We start from the raw sequence: 25,412 nt of genomic DNA, 5'->3' as shown, positions 1-25,412 counted from the left end.
GCTGTTGAGAGCTATAAAGAAATAATAATATATTGCGATAATAAAACTAATCATAGTGCGTTTTATCAAATACCACATTAAAAAACATACAAATATTAGGCCACGTTATGTTTCTCTGTTAATAAACTAGCTTATTTCTTTAGTTTTGTTCTTTCCTACAGCATTAACTACCGCTTCCTCAATCGAATGTAGTTTAAAAGGCTTTGAAATAAACATATCCATGCCAGCTTCTTTGCACGCAACTTTATCGGTAGATGATGTATTTGCAGTTAATGCCACTATTAAGGTATCTGCATAAGGACAAATATGTTGTGCTCGCAAAATTTTAGTGGCCTCAAGTCCATCCAGCTGCGGCATCACGCAATCCATAAAAATAAGATCGTATTTTTTTTGCTTACACTTTAAAATTGCGTCTTCGCCATCAACTGCAAAATCGGCTTTAATATTTAATTTTTCAAGCGAAGCGTCCAGTACCAATCGGTTTATTTGGTTATCATCAACAACTAAAACCGATAAATTAGTTGCCGCTATGACAACGTTTACCCGAGGATTATTTTCGATTTGTACTGCGCCGACTGCAAGTGGGATATCCACGATAAATGTCGTACCCTGATTAAAAGTACTATCAACCGTTATTGTCCCCCCCATAAAATCAATCAATTCTTTTACGATTGCCAAGCCTAAGCCGGAACCACCTTTACTCTTTTTGGCGTCTATTTCTTGTGTAAAAGGTGAGAACAATGAATCTAAAAATGAGTTAGTCATCCCCCTTCCGCTGTCACACACTTCAAGATGCAAGGCTAATTTATCACCGACTACATTCACATCAGCATTAAATTTTACCAAGCCTTCGTCAGTGAATTTTAACGCGTTACTTAATAAGTTTGACGCAATTTGGCTCAGCCGAGCATTATCGCAATAAGCCCAACAGTCATCTGCTATCGTTATATTTGTTTGAAAATCAACCTTACTATCTCTAAACAATGGAATGTACAACGAAGCAAGATCAACAAAAATTGTTTTTAATAAAAAATGATTTGGTTCGAGTTTTAACTCACCGTGGTTTATTTTTGAAAAGTCGAGCACTTCGTTAATTATACTCAGTAAAATATCCGCGCTACGCAAAGCTATCTTTAGTTTTTCAACTCTCTTATCTTCACGGCGCTCACCTAATAGCGTAGTTAACATTCCGGTTATGCCGTTCAATGGTGTCCTGAGTTCGTGACTTATTTTAGCTAGTAGCATGCTTCTATCTTCTAACATACGCTCTGCTTCTGCTTTTTTATTTTTTAACTCTTCGCGAAGCATGACCGATTCAGTCACGTCTTGTAAGGTACCAAATAACCTCACACATCGACCATTTAATAATTCAGCTTCACCAAATGTTGATACCCACAAAGTCTGTCCATTAGCGGTAACAAGTTCGAGGTCGAGATGCCATTTCTCGCCACTTTGTATTGCAGAGTGCACTGCATTAACGATGCTTTCTCTGCTTTCTCCTGCTTTAAAAAATTCAGTCGCAGCATTAAGATCAGGAACATAGCTATCACTAACTTGGTAAATACGTCGTGTTTGCTCGCTCCAAGTGACTTTATCAGTGAGTAAATCAACTTCCCACGTGCCAATATTTGCTACAGCCTCTAATTTTAACAGCGTATTGTTGTTTTTAATAAGCTGTTCATTGGTGATCTTGCGGGCAAACTCAGCACCCAGCCATTGTGCAAATAACTCAACATAGTCATGGGCTTGTTGTGAAAAGGGAGTTGATACAGCCGGTGATGAAAAGTTAACTGTACCGAATACATTTGAACCGACTTTTATTGGCGCCCCAATATAAGATTCGAGCTGGAAATTTAGGTAACATGGGTGGTTTGCAATGCGACTACTCGACGCTTTATGAAAAGTAAGCGCGGCATTTGCTGCGAGTGTATGTACACAATAAGTGCCTTCTAAATCAAACGTTGTACCAGAAGCTAAAGAATTATCAGGTGTTATAACGTAGAGCACGGTATAAATATTTTGTTCAATTTTACTAACAATCGCGATATCTAAATTAAATACATCAAGCCCAAACTTGAGCAAACTATGCGTTTTCTCGTCAAAACTTTGACTTTGATCAGATACAATATCATGGAAGCTTCGAAGGAAATTCAAATAAATACCTCGTATTATTTTGCATAGCGACAGATGCTATAGCTAAAAAATCTTATCTAACCACTTCATATTGGTTAATTATTATAGCGTGTAATTAAATATTTACCTTACTAAGGAGACTGACCTTTCGGGATTAAAATTTGTTCAATTTAGGTTTAACACTTAGAGCATAGTATGTTTGCCAGTTATGCTGCGTTATCGCCTATTTATGGGGAATTACCACACTACATAAGCTCAGCCTAGCCTAAAAGCCAAACACATTGCTGCAAACTTCGAAATAGAAACACACGCTACCCTAACTTTAGAGTAGAAACTTTTCATCAGCAATAGTTTATTTATATTTTCAGTTAGTTATAAAGCTCCATTTATAAAATAAGGCCTCAATTGAGACCTTATTACTTAACCTAAGCAGGGGTTACTAAGTGGTATGCATTAAAACTGCCACCCGAGCGATGCCCAATAACGGCGTCCGTCTTCGACATAACCATATTCATTCTCAGTGATATCTTTATCAAATAGGTTATAAATACCAAAGCCTAACTTTACGCTTTTAGTCAAAACATAATTACCACCCACATCGGCTAACGTGTAGTTAGGTGCAATTAGGCTGCTTTGTGAAGGTCCTGTGGTTGGTTGACTTTCCTCACCACGATAATGCACACGTAACCACCCCCCTAACTTATCGCTTGGCTGCCAGTTTAACGATGTTTGCACTATATGTTTAGGTAACTGATTGAGAGGACTGCCTTTATATTGCCCGGTTTTTTGCTCAGAATCGGTATAAGTGTAATTAGCGCTTAAACCTAAATCGCTGGTTAAGTCGTAAGAAACTGAAAATTCAAACCCTTGAGTCACGGCTTCATCAACATTTACATAGGTTGTCGGATCTGAACCAAACTGATTTTGGCCATCCGTGCATTGCGTAAGTGGGCATGCAATTCGCGTAATTTTGTCATCAAACTCATTGTAAAACACCGTACTTGAGATTGTGTAATCACCACGTGGATCGTAATAAATACCCATTTCATAATTCAATGACTTTTCAGGACTAAGATCTGGGTTGCCATAGATATTGCCGCCTCGACTTACTTGTCCCCAGTCTGCATTTGATTGACGAATATTAGGCGCTCTAAAACCTGTCGAAATACCACCTTTGATAGTGATAGCCTTAGAGGCGGTATAAACACCATATAAACGTGGACTCCAATGGCCTGAAAAATTATCGTCGTGGTCGTAACGCAAACCTGTGGTGAGCTTAAATTTGTCGCTGGTGCTCCACTCATCCTCAGCAAATACCGACCACTGTTTATTTTCTACATGGGTTAACTCGCTGATCCTATTACTCGTGTAATCATCAAGCACTTCTTTTAAGTAGGCTGCACCAAGCGTCGCGTTATGACCGGCAAAAATCGGTAAAGTCCAACTGGTTTGCGCATCCGTGTTTTCAACAAACATTTCACGAGAAGTATTATCGTACTTATCGTATTTTAAATAGCTGCGCGAGTTACCAAAGTCATAATAACCGTTATGGGTTAACGAGTAAGTTTGTTGCTCATACTCTGTTGTCGATGATTCTGGGCAACCTCTTCGGCCACAGCTTTCACCCGGCGCCAATGGTTCAACTGTTTTACCCAGTGTGTTTTCAAATTTTTGCTGCGCGCTGCCAACCTCTAGCATTATTTCGTGATTATCGTTTGGCGTTAAAATAAACTTTGCTTTAAGGTTACTTTGCTCTTTGCCCCTAAAGCCTGAAGTAAAGTTATCTTCGTCACGTTTTGAAAACTGCCCATATAATTGCACACCTAATAATTCTGGGACAAGTCCACCAGCTGCGAAAAAACTACCTTGATTAGTATTACCTGAGTCGCTACTTTGTTGAACTGTACTGTCTAAACGCAGCTCACCATACCACTGCAGGGGTGTTTTTCGAGTAATAATGTTTATCACCCCACCGATAGCGTCTGAGCCATACAAGGACGACATAGGCCCACGTATCACTTCAATGCGTTCAATTGCAGAGATTGGCGGTGTCCATGCACCTTCAACACCTGGTCCATCACTGTTTGGCCTTGTTTCACGTGATGATTGTCGCTGGCCATCAACTAAAATTAATGTGTATTGGCTAGCCATGCCTCGCAAGCTTATATCTTTGCGATCGCCACCGCCGGTAACCACAACTCCAGGAACATCGGTCATTGCATCGGTTAAGTCACGATAAAAGCGTTTTTCCAGATCTGCGCGATCAATCACACTGATGCTTGCTGGCGCGTCCTTTAACATTTGCTCATAACCTGACGCTGATACCACGATAACTTCCATATCTTGTTTCGTTTCATCAGCTAACACTATTGAGCTGGATAAACTAAGCGCGGTTAAAATGGCGCTAGTTAACGGTATTAACTTACAACTTACCGTGTTCATGATTTTTCTCCGTGACAAATGCAGTTTAAATGATAATAATTAGCGTTTGCATGGTAGTGAGATGTTCCTTTTTCTACAATGTGTATTTTCTTAAAACAGTATTAAGTAAGACTTAACCAAATGAATACAAAATTACTTCGCGCATTAACTGTATTTGTGCGCATTGTTGAAACGGGTAGTATGAGTAAAGCCGCAGTTGATCTTGCCATGACCACATCAGCAATTAGCCAACAAATCAAACAAATAGAGCTTGATATTAAGTTGAGCTTATTTAATCGCAGTCCACGAGAACTGACACTCACCGAGGCTGGCGAGATTTATTATCAAAGCTGTGTAACCATCCTCACCGCTGCAAAACAAGCTGGTGAAAAGCTGCAATTTTTACAAAACAGCCCTAGTGGTCAATTAAAGTTAGTAGCACCGGTTGGATTTGGTGGCGGAATATTAAGTGAACCGCTTAAAAAATTAACCAACCAGTACCCTTATTTTGATGTGCAACTGACTTTATCTGACGAACCCCTTGATATAATAAAGTCGGGCGCTGATTTGGCTATAGCGATTGGCCCGCTGGATGATTCAAGTTTAGTTGCTCGGCCTTTGGCGAAGTGGCCACTCGTATTATGTGTACATAAAAGTCACCCATTGGCTGAGCATTGCACACTGTCGCCTTGGCAGTTAAACCATTATACTCGTATCTCGCATTGCACTGCAGATCACCCATTAACGCATAGTTTAAACAGCCAAAAAAAAGCGCTCCCAAAACCACGTATCGTGGTTAATAACATGCACAGTATTATTCAATTAGTGTGTGATGGCGTTGGTTATGCAATTTTACCAAAGCCAGAAGTACAATCATTATTGCTAGAAGGAGAACTCGTTGAGTTATGCACTGACTGGCAACTGCCAACCTACAGTGTGTATGCAATTACCCCAGCAAGAGATATTTTGGCAGGTAAAACCAAAGTGGCTATCGAAATTTTAAAACAGCACTGTGATGAAATCTCAGATTCATTAAAGCAGTCTGCATAAAGCAAATTATCCTAAACTTACTTGTAACTACTGCAACACAGCGGGTCTATATCTTAAAGTAACTTGTGTATATACTTTATGTATTGAATACCAATGATTGATGCATAATGACAGCGGCAAAAAAGAAGAGTAATTTTTTCAGTAATATAATTTTTAATATTATTTTACCTGCGGTGATTTTAAGCCGCTTTAGTACACCTGATACGTTAGGCCCGGTATGGGCAGTAGTGGTAGCACTTGCTTTTCCGCTGTTATTTGGTTTGTGGGAACTTAAACAATCAGGCAAAGTAAACTTTTTCTCAGTACTTGGCATTATCAGCGTACTACTTACTGGCGGTATCAGTTTATTTGAACTTGACCCAGCTTATATCGCGATTAAAGAAGCGATGGTACCAGCAATTATTGGTGTGATTGTATTGATCAGCCAGTACACCCCTTATCCGCTGATCCGTAAATTACTAATTAATCCTGAATTGCTTGATATTGATAAACTTATGCATTCGTTAGAGCAACAAAACAACACCGCGGTATTTGATGCAAAAATGCGTCTTGCCGGTTTTATTGTTGCCAGTGCGTTCTTTTTATCTGCAACACTCAACTACTTTTTAGCAAAAAGTATTGTTGTTAGTATGCCAGGCACCACAGCTTATGCCGAAGAGTTAGGACGTATGACTTGGTTAAGCTACCCAGTCATTGTGGCGCCGACTATGGTGCTATTAGGCGGAGCAATTATTTTCATTTTTAAGCAAATAGGTAAATTAACTAAACAACCTATCGATGAATTTATATTGCAGTAAGTGGTTACTCAAAAGCCTTAGCGATACATTTTAATAAACCGCCTTACGCAATCTTCAATATATGCTGCTGGCGGTACATCATTAATTTTTGCGTGCCCAAGTGCATGGCGTAATTTCCAATCACCTGTGGCCATGCCCAGTAACTGTAACGTGGCAAACTTAGGGTTGTCGATATCAAGCAAGCCCGCCTGTGCAATACTACATAAGCAGACCTCTACCTGCTGCATCACTACTTTAGGGGCAGCGTCATAAAACAATAAGGCCAACTCAGGGTATTCATCCTTGTGCGCTACGCACGTGTCGTATACTTTCAATGCCTCGGGTGAAAATACCAGTGTAATAAAATTAGTCACAACACGTAGTAAGTTTTCCTCAAGGCTTTGCGATGGCTCAAAACGCTCTTTACGTAAGTTTGAGGAGGAACAATGCGCTGTTACAGTTTCAACAAATAGATTATTTTTGTCTTTGAAATGACTATAAACCGTTTGTTTAGATACTTGGGCTAATTTAGCAATTTGATCCATGCTGGTATTAGGAAAGCCTTTATCCATGAACAAGGTCGTTGCAGCTGTAATAATTTGTTGTCGTTTTTGTTCTGACCGACTTAGGGTAGTTATTTCCATTTTCACCTCAAATCAAACTAGACAGTCTAGTTTGATTGATTTATATTTATACAAAATTAGACTCTTGAGTCCAATTCTAAATCATTCTGCGTCTAGCACAAAGCATAACTGTGTTTAATGCACCTGACTAACCACGCTGATTTAACATGGCGATAAATAAGGATATTATAATGAAAAAATATCTGCTTAGTGCATTCATTTTATTCACACCATTTATATGTTACGGCGAAAGTCTGGTTCATGTAGCTGCCTACACAGTACAACAAGAGGCGGGCTATTATCAAACACGTACGCTTAGTGGCAAAGTGATCATACAAAACGATGCAAAGTTGAGTTTTGAATTTCCAGGAAAAATTGCACAAATTTATTTTGATCAAGGCGAGCAAGTAAAACAAGGCGATATTATTGCACGCCAAAATACGCAGCTTTTAGTTATCGAAGAACAAAAACTCCAGGCGCAAAAACAACGAATTCAAGCACAACTTACCTTCGCTGAACTTGAAAAAAAGCGTTTAGCAGAACTTGATAAAAAGAACTACTCGGCCACCTCGGCACTTGACCAAGTTAAAACCAATATCGCTGTACTTAACGCAGAACTAGCCGCAATAGCAGCAAGCTTGAATGAAGTCAGTATCCGCACTGAAAAGGCACATTTAACCGCGCCATTCAACGGTATTTTAGGCCAGCGCTTTGCCTCACAAGGTGAAATTGTTGCAGCCAGTACACCGATTGTGCGTTTAATCGAAAACCAACATGCGCAAGTTAGCATGGGGATCCCACTGACACTGCAAAGCACCATCCAAAATAGCATGGACATTGAGATTGCCGGACAAAACTTTACTGCACAATCTATCAGTAAAGGAGCGAGTATCGACCCACATACACAAACCTTAACAATGCGCTTTGCTTTGCCAAGTAGCGCAGTTGTTTATGCTGGTCAATTAGCAAAATTAACAGTGCAACAATATCAGCAACAAAGCGGTTTTTGGGTGCCTCTTGATGCCCTTGCCGATGGTGTGCGCGGTACTTGGCAGGTTTATCAAATAAAAAACAAGGTACTAAAACCTATCATTGTGCAGCTTTATTATGCCCATGATGGCTATGCGTTTATTGGCGCCCCATTACACAATGGTGCGCAAATTGTTGCCAATGGCATGCATAAGCTGTCGGCCAACATTTCGGTTAATGTTGTTGCAAATCAACCAACCAAGGTGCTGTGATGATCCGCTATTTATTTAATCACGGGCGTGTCCAAGCGCTTTTAGTGGCGTTACTTATCGTTAGTGGTTTAGCTGCGATCAGTGGCTTAGCACGCAGTGAAGATCCTCGAATAACTAATCGTATCGCTATCGTAACCACCGCTTTACCTGGCGCCAGTGCTGAACGAGTTGAGGTGCAAATAAGTGAAAAAATCGAACAAAAACTAAAATCCCAAGCTGAAGTAAAGCATTTATCGTCGATTTCTCGTCCTGGGCTCTCAGTGATCACCATTGAGCTAAAAGACGAAGTCACGAACGTTAAACCCATTTGGTCGCGAATGCGTGATTTATTAGGTGATGTCAACAACCAGTTGCCAGTAAATGCTTCATCACCGCTACTAGATGACGAGCGTGGCTATGCTTATACTCGTATCTTATCGCTTAACGCCAATGACGATATAACCACATTAGCAACGGTTAATCGCTATGCAAAAGAGCTGCAAAATCAATTGCGTAATGTTTCGGGTGTGGAGTTGGTGCATTTTTTTGGCCAAGTTGATGAGGAAATTTTAGTTGCGGTTGATCAACAAAAAGCCAGTTTAGCCGGTATTCCTTTAGCGCATATTCATGCAGCTATTCAAGGTGCAGATGCAAAAGTAGCCGCTGGTACCCTTACAAATGACAAATCGCAAATGCAAATTGAAGTGACCGGTGCGTTTGACTCGATTGCTCGCATTGGCGCAATTCCACTAAGTAGTAATCAAAATGCAGGGCAATATCAACTCTCTGATGTAGCCCAAATTACTCGATCAGTAAAAACACCCGTGAACGAAATTGCATTAATTGATGGAAAACCCGGTATTTATATTGCGATCCGCATGTTACCAAACTTGCGTATCGATACTTTTTCTAAGCGTGTTGATGTCGCCATCGATAACTTTAGCCAAGACTTACCAAGCCAAATTTTACTCCAAGATATTTTTGATCAACGCGGTTATACCCAAACTCGTTTAGCCGATTTACTCAGCAATATTACCGTGGGGTTTGTGCTTATTCTAGTGGTACTATTTATCACTTTAGGTTTTAAAGCTGCTCTAGTTGTCGGCACCGCGTTACCTTTAACCGTATTGTTTACGTTAGTAAGTATGCAGCTCTATGGCTTACCTATTCATCAAATGTCGGTTACCGGTTTAGTCGTGGCCCTGGGCATTATGGTTGATAACGCCATTGTGATCACCGATGCTGTTCAGCGCTTTCGCCAACAAGGCCTAACAGCTTTAGCCGCAGTAGAAAAAGCCGTGGCACATTTTTGGCTTCCACTGCTTGGCTCAACTCTAACAACTATTTTAGCGTTTGCACCGATTGTGTTGATGCCAGGTGCTGCAGGAGAGTTTATTGGCGGTATTGCCTTAAGTGTTATTTTTGCCTTAATTGGTTCATACCTGATTTCACACTCTTTAGTGGTGGTATTTGCAGGGCAATTTATCAATAACGAACAGCGTACTGGTATCTTTTATCAAGGTATACGCACACCTAAACTCAGTAAACGCTTTGAAGCAACGTTAAAACGTAGCCTAGAAAAACCAATACTCACTTTACTACTGGTCTTTATACTCCCTGTTGCCGGTTTTTTTGGGGCAGGACAACTCACCGAGCAGTTTTTCCCGCCCTCAGATCGCGATATGTTTCAAATTGAAGTGCATTTTGCCCCTCATGTGAGTATTACATCAACTCGACAAGCCATAGAGAAAATGGATCAACTAATTCGGCAATCTGAAGGCATTGAAAAGCTCGATTGGATGATCGGAACTAATTTCCCAAGCTTTTACTATAATATGCTCCAGCGTAATCGCGGCGCCAACAACTATGCGCAAGCGATGGTAAAAGTAACCGACTTTAAACGTGCCAACGAGTTAATAAAAAGCTTGCAAATACAACTTGATAAAGCATTTCCAAACGCACAAACTTTAGTCAGAAAGCTTGAGCAAGGTCCACCATTCAATGCACCAATTGAAATGCGTATTTATGGCCCAAGCCTAGATACTCTCTCTGAACTGGGCCAACAATTACGCACGCAGCTCATTGCTCATAACGATATAACCCACACCCGTCCAACCTTATTGTCGGGCTCGCCTAAACTATGGTTAAACACCGATGAAGCAGCGCTGACTCATGCAGGATTAAGCCTAAGTAACATGGCAACCCAACTACAAAACCAGTTCAATGGTGTCGTGGTCGGCAGTATTATTGATAATACCGAAACCGTTCCCGTACGTGTTAGAGTTGCAGATAAGCGCCGAGATGATATTAGCTCGCTATTTAGTACGCAGTTAAATACGCCAGCTAGTTCAAACCAAATAGATACTGCACAACCGCTAGTGGTTGAATCATTTGCCAGTGCAACACTGAGCCCTTCTCGTGGCTCTATCGCTCGCCGTGACGGTGAACGTGTTAATATTATCGAAGCTTATTTAGCAACTGGCGTATTACCGCAAACCGTACTGAATGAAATGACCGCCACCATTGCACAATCAGGCTTTGTATTACCCCATGGCTACAGATTAGAGCTCGGTGGTGAGTCGCAAAAACGCAACGAAGCGGTTGGTAAATTGCTTGGCCAAGTGGGGATTATTGTCGTGTTATTGATCACCGTACTGGTGATGTCATTTAATTCATTTACCACCACAGGGCTAATCTTAATAAACGCCCTGCAAGCTGCAATGCTGGGCTTGCTCAGTGTATTTATTGCTGGCTACCCGTTTGGTTTTACTGTGATCATTGGTTTATTGGGCTTAATGGGACTGGCCATAAATGCCGCCATTGTCATTTTATCAGAGTTAAATTCACTGCAAGCCCTCACTGATAAAAACAAAATCGTTGCCGCTGTGATGACTTGCTCACGCCATATCAGCTCCACGACTATCACCACCGTTGGTGGCTTTTTACCACTCATACTCGCCGGCGGAGGTTTTTGGCCTCCGTTTGCCGTCGCTATCGCAGGTGGTACTGTATTAACCACTGTGTTGTCATTTTACTTTGTTCCTGTGGCATATTATTTAGTATCAAAACGCACGCTACGCACAAAAAAGCATGGAATTAACGCACACTAGTGAATTTAAAATTAATATCTTTATTTTTAAATTATAAAACACCATTGATATAATATTTTTATGAGGTATGATTACTTTAAATAAGAGGAACATCATGTTTATATTAATATCTCACCCACAAAAAACAAATCTCACCTTCGACATCTAAGCCGAGTGTAACCCTTACACTCGGCAGTCTCACTGTATTATTTTAAATTTAAGTTCGGTTCAGTTTTCGTGGAGGTATAGTCCGTGTTTGCTTTTCTGTTCGGGTACAAAACCCCTGCTTTTTATAAGTATAAAAACTATTTAAGCCAAAGTTCAGCATTTTTACATCCGCTGAAACTCGCGCATGTGTTGCAAAAAATAGAGTATTCAAAACGACCTTGGTCAAAGTTTAGCCCACATGTACAAATTGGCTGTACCGTAGTCATCCAGCATACTGATACGGGTTATAAACGCCGTATAAGCTTAGTTCCGGCTGCAGAAAAGGGGCTATGTAATAATGTTGTGTCATTACACTCTTCTATAGGTACTGATCTTTTAGGACATAAAATAGGTCACATTTTTGAGTGTAAAGAATATGGATGTTTTCACTCTTGGCAAATATTAGCAATTAATAGTAAGGAGAATTATATAGAGTAAATCATTTCAATTTTTATTTATTAATTTTTATATATTTAATTGGAGTTATTTATAATGAGTAAAGAAAAAGCTAAAAAACCAGCAAAAATGACGTTAAAAGAAAAGCGAAAAATACGTAAAGAGAAAACAAAGACAACCGAAAAGTAAAGAGTTGTCACTTTACATATAACGTTTCATGGAAACCTTAATAAAGTCCAAAGCTCGGCATTATAAAAATGTCGGGCTTTTATCGTTTAAATATATTAATAAAAAAGGCCTCAATAGAGACCTTTGTTATAGATGAAGTTTAAATAAAACTGAATTAGCTACTGTATTGTTGGCACGGTAATAATTGATACAGAGCCTAGCGGATCTACGTTATAGTCTTCACTCGGTTCGCCTTCGTCAGCGGTGATGATTAATTTACCATCGGGACTGAAAGTTACCATATCTGGCAGTGCTCCGACCGCAGATATCATTTCAAGCTCATAACTACTCGTGTTAAACATAGCAACAACGCCAGTATCAGTTTTCACGCCTGACTCGATCGCAGCGGCAAGTTTTCCGTTTGATACTGCGACAGAATTAACACCTGCACCGTAATAGCTAATATCAATTGCGCCAAGTGTTGCAATGTTATTTGGGTGAGCAAAATCAATCACTTCAATACGAGGAGCGTTAAGCAAGCTGCCGTTATTTACTACGAATAAACGTTTTGTTTGTGCATCATAAGCCGTGATCTCTGCGGCGCCTTCACCACCTTCAATTAACAAGCGTGATGCAAAATCAAACTTGCCTTCGTTGTTTTCACTATAGACGGTGATATTACCACTGTCTTCGTTTGCAACTACCAGCTGCGCTTTTGACGTTGGGCTTTGATCAGCGGTTATAAATAACACCCCTTCTGGCGCATCATCACCTTGGGTAACGAGCATTTGCACAAAACTTACGGCATTAACATCACTAATATCATATACTGCAACCGCATCAGCACGCTCTAAAGCAATAAATGCATAGCGCTTATTGGCAACCATACCTGTTGTTACACTCTCAGGCTCAGTGCCTTTCGCATCACTGCGACCATCTGGGTAAACGCCGGCTTTATTAGCTTCAAAGGCAAGTGATGAACCACTATCAAACACCTGCTCACCGGTATCACCATTGAAGATTGAGAATGAACGTGCACCAAAACTATAGAGTTTATTATGACTTGATGCTGCAGTATCAGAATCAACATATTGCGATACTAATAAACGCCCTAATTCGACGTTGTTTTGTAATATACTTACGTCTGTAAATACCGACTCATCAAGCACGATATCTGCAACTTTCTCACCTTCAGCGAAGTTGCTAAACCAGTCACGTATATCCCCCTCGTTGGCAGTTAAAACGTAATCTATGCCATCTTGTGTAAATGTTGCGATGCCATCAGGTTGATACATACCCACTACGTTTGCGCGGGTTTGTAGTTTGATCATATTATCTTTATCACTGGCATCGATTTCATTGCCAGCCATACCATAATCTTTAAAGCCCAGCGGAAAAATATCAGTGATAGTTTTCGTGGTTAAGTCTATTTTTGCAAGGCCGTTATTCTCTTGCAATGACACCCATGCAGTGCTTGAATCAGCTGATACGGCGACATACTCAGGCTCAACGTCTGCAGCTAAATCTGCACCTTTACCAAATACTCGGAAGCCTTTGCTTTCAAGAGCCGCTTCTTGATCATTAAATGATGTGAAATTTAATGTAGTTGCAGCACCCACATGCATAGGAGTTTTGAAGTTTTTACGTCCAGGGCTGGCATAAAGTTGTGGCGCATTCTCATCAACAAGCTCTATAAATTCCATACCATCAGGAAAACGGCCATAACTATTAACATGGAAATCGCCATAACTGACTTGTTGATGCACTTGGCCTTGGTATTTTAGTTTAATGGTTTCGCCTTTGCCTAAGCCAAAGTCTTCATTATTATTTAAAATAGCCGTTGCGGGTGCACCGTTAGGTAACTGAGCACCCGTAACTAAATTCGGCAATAATACAATAAAGCCGTGGCCAGGAATTTCTGTACCTGCAGGGATAGTTAAACCCGCTTGGTTATTCGCTTCACGGTCTAAATCAACTAACTCCCACTCATTAGCTGCAAAAACAAATGGTTCAGAAGATGTGTTGTACAGCTCAACAAAATCAAAATCGGCGTCATCACGGCCTTTTGAAACCACTTCATTGATCACAATATTAGCGGCAGTTGCACCATCAACCGGCGCTGGTAATTTATTGGCAGCACCAGGCGTTGGCGCGAGCGCTTCATCTTGAGTGTGCCAATTACCACCATCTGGTAAACGCCCCCATGTAGACACATGGCTACCATCACTCCAATGTGCGCTATCTACAATTTGATTGTTGTGCACCAGTAATGCGGTGTCGCCTTTACCTAAACCAAAATCAGTATCGCCAGCAGTGGCAACTAAAGTATCTGTTGGTGCATCAAATGGAATGCTAGTTTGATCTGTGGCAATCACTAAAAACCCACCTGCAGCGATGGTTGTACCTTGTGGAATTTTAATGCCCGGCTCTTTATCAATCTCAAAGCCTTTTAAATCATTTACTGCCCAATTAGCGTCACTAAAGGTAAATGCTTGTTCAGAGTTATTAAACAACTCAATAAAATCATAACCGCCTTCATTTGAACGCACCTCGTTGATCACCACTTGCCCTGCTGATGGTGTCTCAGTAATTTGGCTAAATGTTGCAGTAACCTCTTTATGGTTATTCATTGTAAGAGTTAAAGAAGTCGCGCTATAGTCTGCATTACCAATATCGCCAGACCATGAAACAAATTTATATCCTTGTGCAGCCTGAGCGTTTAGCATAACAATAGCACCTTGCTCATAATCAGCACGCTCTGGACTTATTACTACGTTTCCAGCACTTTGCTCTGTGATATTTAATATCAGTTGGTAACGCAAAGGCTCTAAATCATTATCATCATCTGCTAGATCACAGCCACTTAATAGACCTAGCATTAATAAGCTGCCTACTATCGGTTTCAATTTCATCACATTTCCTTGGTATCGTTTTAGTTTTAATTAATCACGATACCCTAAAGCGTAATATTGACAGCTAGATGTAATTATCATGTCAATGGGATGACATTGCGAACGAGAATAAACTATAAGATCATGATTTAATTTATAATTCACCTCACTCTAAATAACCAAAATTCAGACGTACAGGTAGTAATTTCCAACTCTAACTACGTTGAATTTACTTGCCGTTGCTCTCTAACTAATAGCTGTAGTGATGTACTGAATATCAGGTTGTAACTCTGCGCAATAGAAAAAATTTATAAAATGCTTAAAATTGTGAGGGGCACTTTTTGGCATAAAAAGCGCAGCATAATCCGCGCTTTCAATTTACTCTGATACAGAAGGTTCAGTATTTGCTTGAGCATCGTTTGCAGGAGCTTCGTCAGTTAACAAGTATTTATCCAGCCATTGCTCTTGCTCCCAAAGCACATGCAGTAAACCCTTACGAGCACGATAACCATGAGCTTCGTAAGGTAACATCACTAAACGCGCTTCTTTACCTAAATGAGCAAGGTTTTAGGCTTAACGCACTCTGGTGCGGTTAGATTAATAAATACGCTTGAAAAAGAAGAGCTTGTAAAGAGGCGCAAATCGGTAAAGGATGCTCGCTCTGTTGTTTTATACGTAACTGATAAAGGAAGTCAAAGGGTTAAACGAGTACTAAACAGCCGAGAAACAGCCACCTCTAAAATACTAAATAGCTTTAATGATGAACAAAAACAAAGCTTTTTAAGCTTGATAGAACTAGCGCTTAGCAGCCTAACAAGCGAGCAGATAAAAGCCCGTAAAATATGCAAACTATGTAACGAAGGTGTATGTAGAAAGCGTGGTTGCCCAGTAGAAAATGCAATTAAATAAAGTACACCCCACTTAAAAACTTATCCAATAAGTTAAAGAATGATAACAGCCACTTTAGTCGTTTTTCTTACATGAAATTAGGTAAAGATGGATTCGATTATAGTTATAAAATTCATGCATCTTTTTAAATTGTAAAGGTATTCCCCCCTTGTACCTTTTTTAAAATAAGAAAAAAGAACCGTTTTAATGAGAGTTTTAGCTATAAGGTTGACCCATCTAGTTACAAGTGTTAAAAAGTGAAAATGAACACTAACTTAATAAAGGAATAATTGTATGATAAAGGGAATAAAAATCGCTTTAGTATCAAGTGTAATGCTCTCTGGCTGTGTAGTTACTGAAACTATTAATGGAGGTATTGCTAGTTTAAATAACTCTTTCACAACTGCTGAATTACCTATTACATACACAAAAGCGGCTAAAGAAAGTGGCACTGAGAAAATGAAGCGTCTTGCAGTTATTTCAAATAACAGAAACGCATCTACAGGTATAATTGAAACAAACCTTTCAAATATTCGTGTGAATGGCCAACCTTACTTTACCTTTGTTGATAAAGCTTCTCTTAGTAAAATTATAGAACAACAACGGTTTAATGAAAGTGATATCAGTAACTCAAAAAACAGAACCCGCCTAGGTAAACTTACAGGCGCAGATACACTTATCACTGCTGACTACACTGCTGATGTAGATACCTCTACTTACTACGAAAAAGACAGTGAATGTATACAAAAAGGTGATAAATGGTACAAGTGTGAGAAGTCTAGAGAAATAACCATTAAGTGCTCAGAAAAAATTGCGAAAGTAAATTTTAAACCTAAGGCTGTATCTGTAGAAACAGGGCAAATTGTTTTTACTAAACAATATTCACGCCTATCAAGTAGTAAGGTATGTAAAGGTGACGACCCTCATCCATCTGACTCTGTATTACGAGGCAGAGCACTTGCCGCTGTAATAGAAGAATTAAAACAAGATGTTGCACCACACCAAGTGACTAAAAATGTAAAGTTGATGGAATCTGATGATTCAGATTTAACTGATAAAGCAGAAGAGTTATTAGACCTCGCTGTTGAATTTGCAGAAAAAGACATGCCTGACCACGCCTGCAAAACCTTTGCAAAAGCTCAAAGTCAGTATTCAGAGTCACTGGCTATAAACTACAACAATGGTGTGTGTGCAGAAAGAGCGAATGATTTAGAATTAGCAAAAGCATATTATGAAAAAGCGAGCAACTTAACATTAGACGTTGACGAACTTAAGTTTGTTATTGAAGGCCAAACACGGCTTGTCGAGCGTGAATCGGATAACGCAAAGCTAACTCTAGCAACAACTTCAAACCGTTTGTAATTTAAGTTAAGGCCTACCACTTTTGTGTTAGGCCTTATTGCTGTTGGTAAAACTATGACTACTAGAACATCCTCACTACTATTAGCGGCAATAGCGCTAAGTCCTTTCCTTACTAATGCAGCATCACATTGTAGTTGCAGCTCATACTATGCAAAGAATGCCCAGCCTAAGTGGGTAGGAATAGATATTGTTGATGATGAAAAATTAGCTAGTTCAGGCTCTTCACAATGCTCTGGTTTAAAAACAATTGATGAACGTCGGTCAGCTAAAAATGCGCGTGAAGAGCTCGCAAAATTACTAAATACTGATATTTCAGTGAAAGAAATAATTAAAAACACCTCGTCAAGCACAGTAAGCCATTCTGATTACAAATCGGTGATTGAGTCTCAAACCAATCAGCTATTAAAAAGCGCAAAAGTATATGATCGTTATGTAGACCCTATTAACTGTACTGTATATGCAGCTATTTCAATTAGTAAAGCCGATCTTGAAGAAGGCCAACAAGAAAAAATAAAACAGCAACAAGCAATGCTAGGCGCAAAAAATAGTTGCTTAAAAGTAACGGGCGAAAATAGCTCTCAACTTACAGAGTTACTCACTGAGCAACTTTTACAGCATGGATATAAATTAACAAACTCGGCTTGCGAAGTGACCTATTTAGTTAAAAACTCGATAATAAAAGCACAAAGTAAACTTGTAATTACACAGTTAAAACTTCAAATAGATACACAAAGCAAAAAGTCTATTTGGCAACAACGTTTTGAAGGAAAAGGTTTAAGCTACTCTAAACGCTCAAAAACCGAGTTAATTCATTTAGCCAATCAAGACAGCACAACTAATTTAATAAATAGCATTGTAAAGTTAAAAAATACTGCTATCAATTCTTATTAGCGATTATATTAAGCCATATTTTAAACAGTTATATTTAACACTGATAAACTATATTTTAAGGATGAAAATGTCTGTAGGAAATAACTTAGAGCCTGAGGCTAACACTGAAGAAAATAAATCTTTGTTAGCTAAATTGAAAGGTTACTTTATTTTACTTATGGTTACTTTAATGGGTCTTGGAAATTGGGCCGATAGTAAAGCACTCATAATTGAAGGGTACAACGGATTCATTACTCACTTTACGAACCAAATCGAAGAAAAAAAGATTACTGCGCTAGATATTGGCAACTACTTACCTTACGCTGAAAAAAAAATTGGTATTCCGCAAGTAATTAAAACATCATCTTTGAATACTGATTACGAATATAGGTATTACAAAAATACGAAATATTTACTCACACTTATTAATAAAAATACTCGTATAGTCGGCATCGCCGTACATAGTTTAAAATACGATAAAGCTATGGTACCGGAATTTACACCCTTAATACCTTTTAATAAAAAAATGCTCAGAGTTAATAGTCTAAGCGATGTTATAAAATCAAGTAACGAATTTTATTTTGATTCTCATAATATTAAATATTATATGCAGTCAAAACAGTTAAATGCTCAAGGTATGTTTTTGAACCTTAGCGTTGGCTTTAGTAACTACGCACCATTACTTGATGAAACGCAAAAAGCTTTATTTAAACTTGATGAGTTAATGCTTACTCAAGATGACGAAAAAGCCTTAGCTAAAACAACCGAGATACTTGCTAACACTGCGGCTACATTTTATGCAGTATCTGAGCTATCTAGTGAATACATCTCTGATTCATTACTGACAACGTATGAATTTAACGCTTATTTTTAAGGATAAAAAATGCGTCACACTTTATTATTTTTTGCTTTATTTAGTGCTTACAGCGGGGCTACCACGCCGACGTTCGAAGAATTTAAAAAACAGCAACTTGCAAAACAAACCACTTTTAAAAACGATCATCAGTTGGAATATCAAGCATTCAGACAAGCATATCTCGAGGAATACGATAAATTTAGAGATAGATTATTGCAAAACTGGTCAAGACCTGTACAAAGCTCATTATTAGAACGTGTTGAATATAGTGCGGATAAAAAAACACGTATTATTATTGATGAACAAAATTCGACCGTGACTGTACAAACACTTGAAGGCTCAAATGAAACAGGACTAAAAGCGACTTCTCAAGAAGAAGCATTAACAACAAATCAATTGTTAAATAATGTTAAATTATCGCCGGTTTTAACTGATATTTTTAAAGACCCTAGCTTACTCGATAAAGCAGTAAAAACAGCAAAAGTTGATATAAAAGCACAGCCAGACAAACATGAAAGCGAAGTCGCATTAATTAATGAAATTACTTCTCAACACGAGCAATCATTGAGTAGTTTAGATAAAAACGAGCAATTACCTAAAGCACAAATTGATATCCAAAAAGAGCAGCTTACCAAAGAAAAAGAACAACGTATTAGTAATTTAAATAATGCGCTAAAAAAAACAAAAGAGCAAAACCTTACCTACAAACGCATTAAGTCGCATACTTTCGCTCTACCCGATACTTATTTACAAAAAAAAGTAGCGCCTTTTGTTACTTATTATAGCCAGTTTTCTAAAGATCAATTATCTTTACTATTAGCTATTTCACATGCTGAGTCGTCATTTGATCCTAATGCAAAATCGCATATTCCAGCATTTGGATTAATGCAAATAGTGCCAAACTCAGCAGGCTTAGATGTTGCTCGCAGACAATTTAAAAAGGATATAGCTCCTACAGCTAAAGAATTATTCGACCCAAAAACTAATATAACTTACGGTGCTGGGTACTTAGACATTTTAACGACTCGATATTTGCGCAAAATTAATAATCCCATAAGCCGAAGATATTGTGCCATTGCAGCTTATAATACTGGCGCTGGTAACGTAGCTAAAGCATTTAACTTAAATAGAAGTACGAATATAAATAAAGCGGTAGCCTTAATAAACCAATTAGATAGCGAAGGTGTATACGCACAACTTATAGATAATTTACCGTACGACGAAACAAAAAAGTACTTACAAAAGGTAAGTAAATTAGATATTCAATATCAAAAAAACTTAGAACAATGGAACCTTAACAATAAGGAAGTAAATCATGCGAAATAAACTTTTAATATTGGCAGTTGCTGGAGTTATTACAGCATGTGGTACAACACCACAAAAGTCTCAACCTCTTGCTGAAAACGATTCTGTTCCAAGCTGGGTTTTACAACCTACAGCACCCGAGGGCGGTTTGGCTTCATCTAGCTGTGTAGTATGGACGGGCAATATGGCTGCAAGTAGAGCACAAGCTATTGCCAATGCACGTGCCGATCTAGTAACTCAAATTAGTGCTAAAGCGCAAGTAATGGATACACTAATAAACAAACAAACCCAACAGCAAGACTCAACGACGACTAATTCATCATTTACGCAAATAAGTAAACAGGTAGCTGAGCAAAGCTTAGTAGGGGCTATTGCTAAAGAAATTGGTTTTGCTCGCTTAGATGGAAAGAAACAGTTATGTGCGCTTGTAACTATGGAAAATACTAAGCCTTTATTTGATAAATTAATCGAAACGTCAGGAAAGAATTTAAGCCCTAATGATGAAGATATGCTTTACCGTGAATTCAAATTAAAAACAACAACTGATGAGCTTAAAGCGCTAGATAAATAAGCGTTTCATAACAGCCCTAATATAAGTTAGGGTTGTTATATTAATTAAATAACTACAATAAATTACCCTAGTATTAACCAAACCCCCACTAGCACCATTAAACTCCTAAGAGATCCCCAAAAATAATCTTTAATTTTCAATCGCATCACTCACATCCATATTTTTCCAATCGAGTTTCACTACCACTTGCACGAAATAGGCTAGCCCTTCCAAATAATCTCGCCGGTGCAGTTTAATGGACTGTTTTTTGAAGTATCGCAGCCCAACAAATGCCCATGACACTACTCGCCTGCTTTTGCTTGAGTTAGCTTGAAAAGATCCTGTCTTTCCTGCTTTGTCTATCACTGCACCCAGCATCATTGAGAACCAATGCACCAGTGTTGCGAGCAGTAAAAGTATGTCTAATCGGTAGAGTTTGTTCGTTCTGTGCAGATCTGAGCCTAAGCCGAACCTAACACTTTTTTGATCTCGAAATCCGGCTTCTATCTGCATTCTCATGCCATATAATTTGAGCACTTTTTCGAGAAAGTGGTGCCTTTTTGGAAGTGAAGAAACGAGTAGCCAAGGCTCCTTATAACCACGTTTTTTTATCTCTTTTTAATAACTTATGCCCCTTACCAACCAGCACTGCATGCGTTTGATATTTTGCACTTTTGGTCAACTCGGTCGCGCCAAGATACTGGCTCTTACGTTGATTGCTCTTGAATAGTGACTGGCATGGAACAAACTCATCGCTGCCCTGCGTTTTCAAGTGTGCCGTACCTCGAACTCGGCTAATATAATGCCAGTCATTGTTTCGCACGGCTTTGAGCCAAGGAACTTTAAAGCCAGCATCCGTCACAATAACGGGCCGACAATCACTCGGCAAGATCAGTTTGAGCATCTTCAAGAACCGTTTTTGTACTTTTGGGCAATGATATTGAAAGCTGAATGCACTTTCCTGATACAGGATTAAAGAGCGACCTTCACTGACAATGCTGGCACGCAGAATACAATATTTGGTTTGTGTATCTGCATGACTCCAATCAACCAAAATGACGGGATGCTTTTCAGTGACCACAAAACGGCTTAAGTGAACATAAACCGTTGTTGATTCAAGCAAAAGCTCGTGGTTACTGAGCAGTCGATCAATACGTTTAATATCATGTTTTTTCAGTTGTTTTTGAATTCAAATTGCGACCGATAGACGTCAAGGTGCATTGCTGACAGTGCAATAGAGATTTAACGGCAGCGACTAAGGTATTAAATCTGGCTTTATGAATTGATTTAGGGGTGACAGCGCGGAGCATATTGTGCAAAATAGTAAAAGCATTCATGGTGTTTAGCTCTGTTGTTTTTGACGATTCATAAGATCACAAAACACCATGAATGTTCCCTCGCTTCCCACATTTTTTAATACTGTTAGTTTATTGATATATAAAGGCTAATTCTGGGAATACTTTAGGTCTTCTTCCCCATATAATTAAATTAACAAGCGCGGCATAAACCGCGCTTTGAATTTACTCTGATACAGAAGGTTCAGTATTTGCTTGAGCATCGCTTACAGGAGCTTCGTCACTTAACAAGTACTTTTCGAGCCATTGCTCTTGCTCCCAAAGCACATGCAGTAAACTCTTGCGAGCACGGTAGCCGTGAGCTTCGTAAGGTAGCATCACTAAACGCGCTTCTTTACCTAAACCTTTTAGCGCAGCGTACATACGCTCGCTTTGCATCGGGAAGGTGCCGTGAGATTAAGGGTGGGTCTTCTTCCCCATATAATTAAATTAACAAGCGCGGCATAAACCGCGCTTTCAATTTACTCTGAAACAGAAGGTTCAGTATTTGCTTGAGCATCGCGTGCAGGAGCTTCGTCACTTAACAAGTACTTATCCAGCCACTGCTCTTGTTCCCATAAAACATGTAATAAGCTTTTACGGGCACGATAACCATGAGCTTCGTAAGGTAGCATCACTAAACGCGCTTCTTTACCTAAACCTTTGAGCGCAGCGTACATACGCTCGCTTTGCATCGGGAAGGTGCCGTGAGATTAAGGGTGGGTCTTCTTTCCCATGTAATTAAATTAACAAGCGCGGCATAAACCGCACTTTGAATTTATTCTGATACAGAAGGTTCAGTATTTGCTTGAGCATCGCTTACAGGAGCTTCGTCAGTTAACAAGTATCTATCCAGCCACTGCTCTTGTTCCCATAAAACATGTAATAAGCTTTTACGGGCACGATAACCATGGGCTTCGTAAGGTAGCATCACTAAACGCGCTTCTTTGCCTAAACCTTTGAGCGCAGCGTACATACGCTCGCTTTGCATTGGGAAGGTGCCAGAATTCGGGTCTTCTTGGCCGTGGATCATTAACATCGGCTCGTTAATTTTTTCAGCATGAAAAAACGGTGACATATTGGCGTATACATCCTGTGCTTGCCAAAAATCACGTTCTTCTCCTTGAAACCCAAACGGTGTCAAGGTCCTATTATAGGCACCACTGCGGGCAATACCAGTTTTGAATAAATCACTGTGGGCTAATAAGTTTGCTACCATAAAGGCGCCATATGAGTGGCCTGCAATGGCGATTTTATCTTTATCTGCAATGCCTTTTTCGACCAGCACATCTACCGCAGCTTTGGCACTTGCAACTAACTGCTTTCTAAATAAATCATTTGGCTCTTTACCATCAACACCGACGATTGGCATCTTCGGATCATCAAAAACAGCAATACCTTTTGCGAGGTAAGGCATTGGCCCCCAATAACCTATGTAGGTAAATTCGTACGGCGATTCACGTACTTGCGATGCAACTGCTTTATCTTTATATTCCAGTGGGTATGCCCACATTAATACAGGTAATGGACCTTGCGTTTTATCGTAACCTGGAGGTAAATATAGCGTACCAGAGAGTTCAACACCGTCATCACGTTGGTAACGCACAAGTTCTTTAGTCACCCCTTTAAACGCCGGGTATGGATGCTCAAAGGTAGTGAGCTGAGTCAGAGTGTCGGCATCTAAATCGCGAATAAAGAAGTTAGGTTGTTCGGCCTTAGATTCACGAATAGTAATTAATCGCTCACCTTCATCATCAAGCATGGCACGAACTCGCTCGTAATATGGCGCTTTTGATTGCCATAAACGTTTGGTTGTATTGGTCTTAATGTCGTACTGATCTAAAAATGGCACATTCCCTTGCTCTGACGCACCATCACCGCGCAAAAATATATAACGTCCACCAACCACTTTAATAACGTTTACACCAAGATCATTTCGCTCATAAATAGCGTCGCCCGGATCTTTATAAGCATCGTTATAGCTGCGCTGTGAAAACAATACGCGGTTATTATCCGCATCGCGTGGTTGGATCACATAGGTACGTAACTGGCGATCACTAAAACGCCACTCGGTTAAAAACGCAACGTTTTCATTCGCCCACTCAATATCTGAAAAACGTCGTTCTAGTTTAGCAAATAGTTTTGGTTCACGTTTAAAAGGTGAGCGTAAACTATATAGATGATCATGATACGGCACATCGGTTTTCATATCGCCGCCATCTTGCGCCTGCGCCCAAATGATCTCAGCACCTTGGTCATCACGCCACTGAAAATCACGACGACCCGTTCGCACACTGTCATAACCTTGTGGAATGTTGTCGGCCAGTGGCTGTTTAGACAATTGCGCTAACGTATAACCACGCATGCCAAGCACCTGCCACGTTGTCGCAAAGCGGCTATAGGGTACTTGATACGAAAATGGTTCGTCGATAGTGGCGACTAAAATATTGGTTGAATCAGGCGAGATCGAAAATGATTTAAATAATGCTGGTTTGCCAATCGATAACGCAACACCGCTCAGGGGAATATAAGTTAATTGACCTTGGCCGTAAAACTTAAACTGCAACTCATCAAACGGGCTGGTTAATAAATTTTGGTAAGTCCGTGCTGGCGCTTTTTGACCGCTACTTTGCTGAATAACCGGCACAACGCTATTTGCATCACTAACTAATTTTGGCTTGCCAAGGTTAACCGCTTGGTTAGCAACAATTGCCGTGCTATCTGGTAACCATTGATAAGGGGTAGCTGTTAGCACTGAATTAAGAGCCACTGTTGACAACTGACGTGCTTGTTTAGTTTCGGCGTTATACACCCACAATTGCGCCTGAGTTGGTTGCTCAACAATAAACGCTAAATATTCGCTATTACTTGACCATTTAGGTGAGCGGATCACCCCTTGAGGTAAATTATTAACGGTAATCACAGCCCCAGTCGCAATATGTTTAACTTGTAACGCACTAAATTTAGTGCGAGGACGTGAGCGTGAAAAGTTTGCCGGGTTTAACTTTATACCCGCCAATTTCAATTCTTCTTTTGCTAAATCATCTAATGTTTCAACACGTTTACGCTCAAACAGCGCTAACCATTGACCATCAGCCGATAGGTAGCTACTCGGTGCTAATTTAGCATCAACCAGCGCGGCTAAATCACTTGAAGGGGTTTGATAGCCTTGTGCAGCAAGTACCGAGCCTGAAACACTTACGCTCAGCACTAACGCTAATAACAGCCTGATGCCTTTCATGGTGTATCCTTGATTTTTTATTATTAATAGCT

At 39.7% G+C, this 25,412-nt stretch carries 18 protein-coding genes and 3 pseudogenes; 11 read left to right on the top strand and 10 right to left on the bottom strand.

The genetic code is table 11. From position 1 onward, the window contains the following. Positions 1–126: 126 nt before the first annotated feature. Both H5186_RS12580 and H5186_RS12575 read right to left on the bottom strand, forming a co-directional pair. Positions 127–2,154, bottom strand: a complete 2,028-nt coding sequence (locus tag H5186_RS12580) for an ATP-binding protein (RefSeq protein ID WP_182794535.1) — start codon at positions 2,152–2,154, stop codon at positions 127–129. Between the two features lie 432 nt (positions 2,155–2,586). After that, the gene (locus H5186_RS12575; RefSeq protein ID WP_182717759.1) at positions 2,587–4,575 is read right to left on the bottom strand and encodes a ligand-gated channel protein; all 1,989 of its coding nucleotides are present in this window, start codon (positions 4,573–4,575) and stop codon (positions 2,587–2,589) included. A 120-nt stretch (positions 4,576–4,695) separates the two neighbouring features. On the opposite strand from H5186_RS12575, the gene H5186_RS12570 reads away from it, so the two are divergent. Both H5186_RS12570 and H5186_RS12565 read left to right on the top strand, forming a co-directional pair. Next, positions 4,696–5,604, top strand: coding sequence for a LysR family transcriptional regulator (locus tag H5186_RS12570; protein ID WP_182717758.1), 909 nt, complete (start codon positions 4,696–4,698; stop codon positions 5,602–5,604). Between the two features lie 107 nt (positions 5,605–5,711). Further along, positions 5,712–6,401, top strand: a complete 690-nt coding sequence (locus tag H5186_RS12565; RefSeq protein ID WP_149980025.1) for a VC0807 family protein — start codon at positions 5,712–5,714, stop codon at positions 6,399–6,401. Between the two features lie 17 nt (positions 6,402–6,418). On the opposite strand, the gene H5186_RS12560 is transcribed toward H5186_RS12565, so the two are convergent. After that, on the bottom strand, positions 6,419–7,024 hold the full coding sequence (locus tag H5186_RS12560; RefSeq protein ID WP_182739543.1) for a TetR/AcrR family transcriptional regulator: 606 nt from the start codon (positions 7,022–7,024) through the stop codon (positions 6,419–6,421). Between the two features lie 170 nt (positions 7,025–7,194). Here H5186_RS12560 and H5186_RS12555 point away from each other — a divergent pair, with 170 nt between their 5' ends. The 3 genes from H5186_RS12555 (at position 7,195) to H5186_RS12545 (ending at position 11,957) form a co-directional block, all read left to right on the top strand. Next, entirely contained in the window at positions 7,195–8,244 is a 1,050-nt protein-coding gene (locus H5186_RS12555) for an efflux RND transporter periplasmic adaptor subunit (protein WP_182794534.1), read from the top strand. Further along, the gene (locus tag H5186_RS12550; RefSeq protein ID WP_182739541.1) at positions 8,244–11,333 is read left to right on the top strand and encodes an efflux RND transporter permease subunit; all 3,090 of its coding nucleotides are present in this window, start codon (positions 8,244–8,246) and stop codon (positions 11,331–11,333) included. Before H5186_RS12555 ends, H5186_RS12550 begins: the two co-directional genes overlap by 1 nt. A gap of 231 nt (positions 11,334–11,564) precedes the next feature. Beyond that, on the top strand, positions 11,565–11,957 hold the full coding sequence (locus tag H5186_RS12545) for a GreA/GreB family elongation factor (RefSeq protein ID WP_182794533.1): 393 nt from the start codon (positions 11,565–11,567) through the stop codon (positions 11,955–11,957). Between the two features lie 305 nt (positions 11,958–12,262). On the opposite strand, the gene H5186_RS12540 is transcribed toward H5186_RS12545, so the two are convergent. After that, positions 12,263–14,995 (bottom strand): choice-of-anchor I family protein, encoded by a 2,733-nt coding sequence (locus H5186_RS12540; RefSeq protein WP_182794532.1) that lies wholly within the window; start codon positions 14,993–14,995, stop codon positions 12,263–12,265. A 357-nt stretch (positions 14,996–15,352) separates the two neighbouring features. Then, a pseudogene (locus H5186_RS12535) lies at positions 15,353–15,538 on the bottom strand (hypothetical protein); the annotation flags it as partial. Here H5186_RS12535 and H5186_RS12530 point away from each other — a divergent pair. The 6 genes from H5186_RS12530 (at position 15,530) to H5186_RS12505 (ending at position 20,826) form a co-directional block, all read left to right on the top strand. Continuing rightward, positions 15,530–15,883, top strand: a complete 354-nt coding sequence (locus tag H5186_RS12530; RefSeq protein ID WP_259398737.1) for a MarR family winged helix-turn-helix transcriptional regulator — start codon at positions 15,530–15,532, stop codon at positions 15,881–15,883. The pseudogene H5186_RS12535 and the gene H5186_RS12530 sit on opposite strands and share 9 nt — an antisense overlap. Positions 15,884–16,156: 273 nt before the next feature. Further along, positions 16,157–17,224, top strand: coding sequence for a hypothetical protein (locus H5186_RS12525; RefSeq protein ID WP_145234248.1), 1,068 nt, complete (start codon positions 16,157–16,159; stop codon positions 17,222–17,224). A 54-nt stretch (positions 17,225–17,278) separates the two neighbouring features. Then, the gene (locus tag H5186_RS12520; RefSeq protein ID WP_220493323.1) at positions 17,279–18,115 is read left to right on the top strand and encodes a TonB-dependent receptor; all 837 of its coding nucleotides are present in this window, start codon (positions 17,279–17,281) and stop codon (positions 18,113–18,115) included. Positions 18,116–18,182: 67 nt separating this feature from the next. Further along, positions 18,183–18,968 carry an ETEC_3214 domain-containing protein gene (locus H5186_RS12515; protein ID WP_145234572.1) on the top strand — a complete coding sequence of 262 codons (786 nt, stop codon included), beginning with the start codon at positions 18,183–18,185 and terminating at the stop codon, positions 18,966–18,968. 9 nt (positions 18,969–18,977) lie between these two features. Beyond that, positions 18,978–20,276: a transglycosylase SLT domain-containing protein gene (locus H5186_RS12510; protein ID WP_182739537.1), complete on the top strand. Its 1,299-nt coding sequence runs from the start codon at positions 18,978–18,980 to the stop codon at positions 20,274–20,276. Next, positions 20,266–20,826 (top strand): LPP20 family lipoprotein, encoded by a 561-nt coding sequence (locus H5186_RS12505; protein ID WP_145234255.1) that lies wholly within the window; start codon positions 20,266–20,268, stop codon positions 20,824–20,826. Before H5186_RS12510 ends, H5186_RS12505 begins: the two co-directional genes overlap by 11 nt. Positions 20,827–20,955: 129 nt before the next feature. Here H5186_RS12505 and H5186_RS12500 read toward each other — a convergent pair whose 3' ends face one another. The 5 genes and pseudogenes from H5186_RS12500 to H5186_RS12480 form a co-directional block, all read right to left on the bottom strand. Further along, positions 20,956–21,318 (bottom strand): hypothetical protein, encoded by a 363-nt coding sequence (locus tag H5186_RS12500; RefSeq protein WP_182794531.1) that lies wholly within the window; start codon positions 21,316–21,318, stop codon positions 20,956–20,958. Between the two features lie 79 nt (positions 21,319–21,397). Continuing rightward, positions 21,398–21,928, bottom strand: coding sequence for a transposase (locus H5186_RS12495; protein WP_182794530.1), 531 nt, complete (start codon positions 21,926–21,928; stop codon positions 21,398–21,400). Positions 21,929–22,325: 397 nt separating this feature from the next. Continuing rightward, a pseudogene (locus H5186_RS12490) lies at positions 22,326–22,550 on the bottom strand (alpha/beta hydrolase family protein); the annotation flags it as partial. 71 nt (positions 22,551–22,621) lie between these two features. Continuing rightward, positions 22,622–22,880 (bottom strand): annotated as a pseudogene (locus tag H5186_RS12485) (alpha/beta hydrolase family protein); the annotation flags it as partial. Positions 22,881–22,917: 37 nt separating this feature from the next. Then, entirely contained in the window at positions 22,918–25,380 is a 2,463-nt protein-coding gene (locus H5186_RS12480) for a prolyl oligopeptidase family serine peptidase (RefSeq protein ID WP_182794528.1), read from the bottom strand. Between the last annotated feature and the right edge of the window lie 32 nt (positions 25,381–25,412).

Source organism: Pseudoalteromonas sp. SG41-2 (assembly GCF_014164535.1).
Lineage (GTDB): Bacteria > Pseudomonadota > Gammaproteobacteria > Enterobacterales > Alteromonadaceae > Pseudoalteromonas > Pseudoalteromonas rhizosphaerae.
The sequence above is the reverse complement of the archived record's forward strand: the minus strand, read 5'-3'. Positions and strand labels throughout refer to the sequence as shown.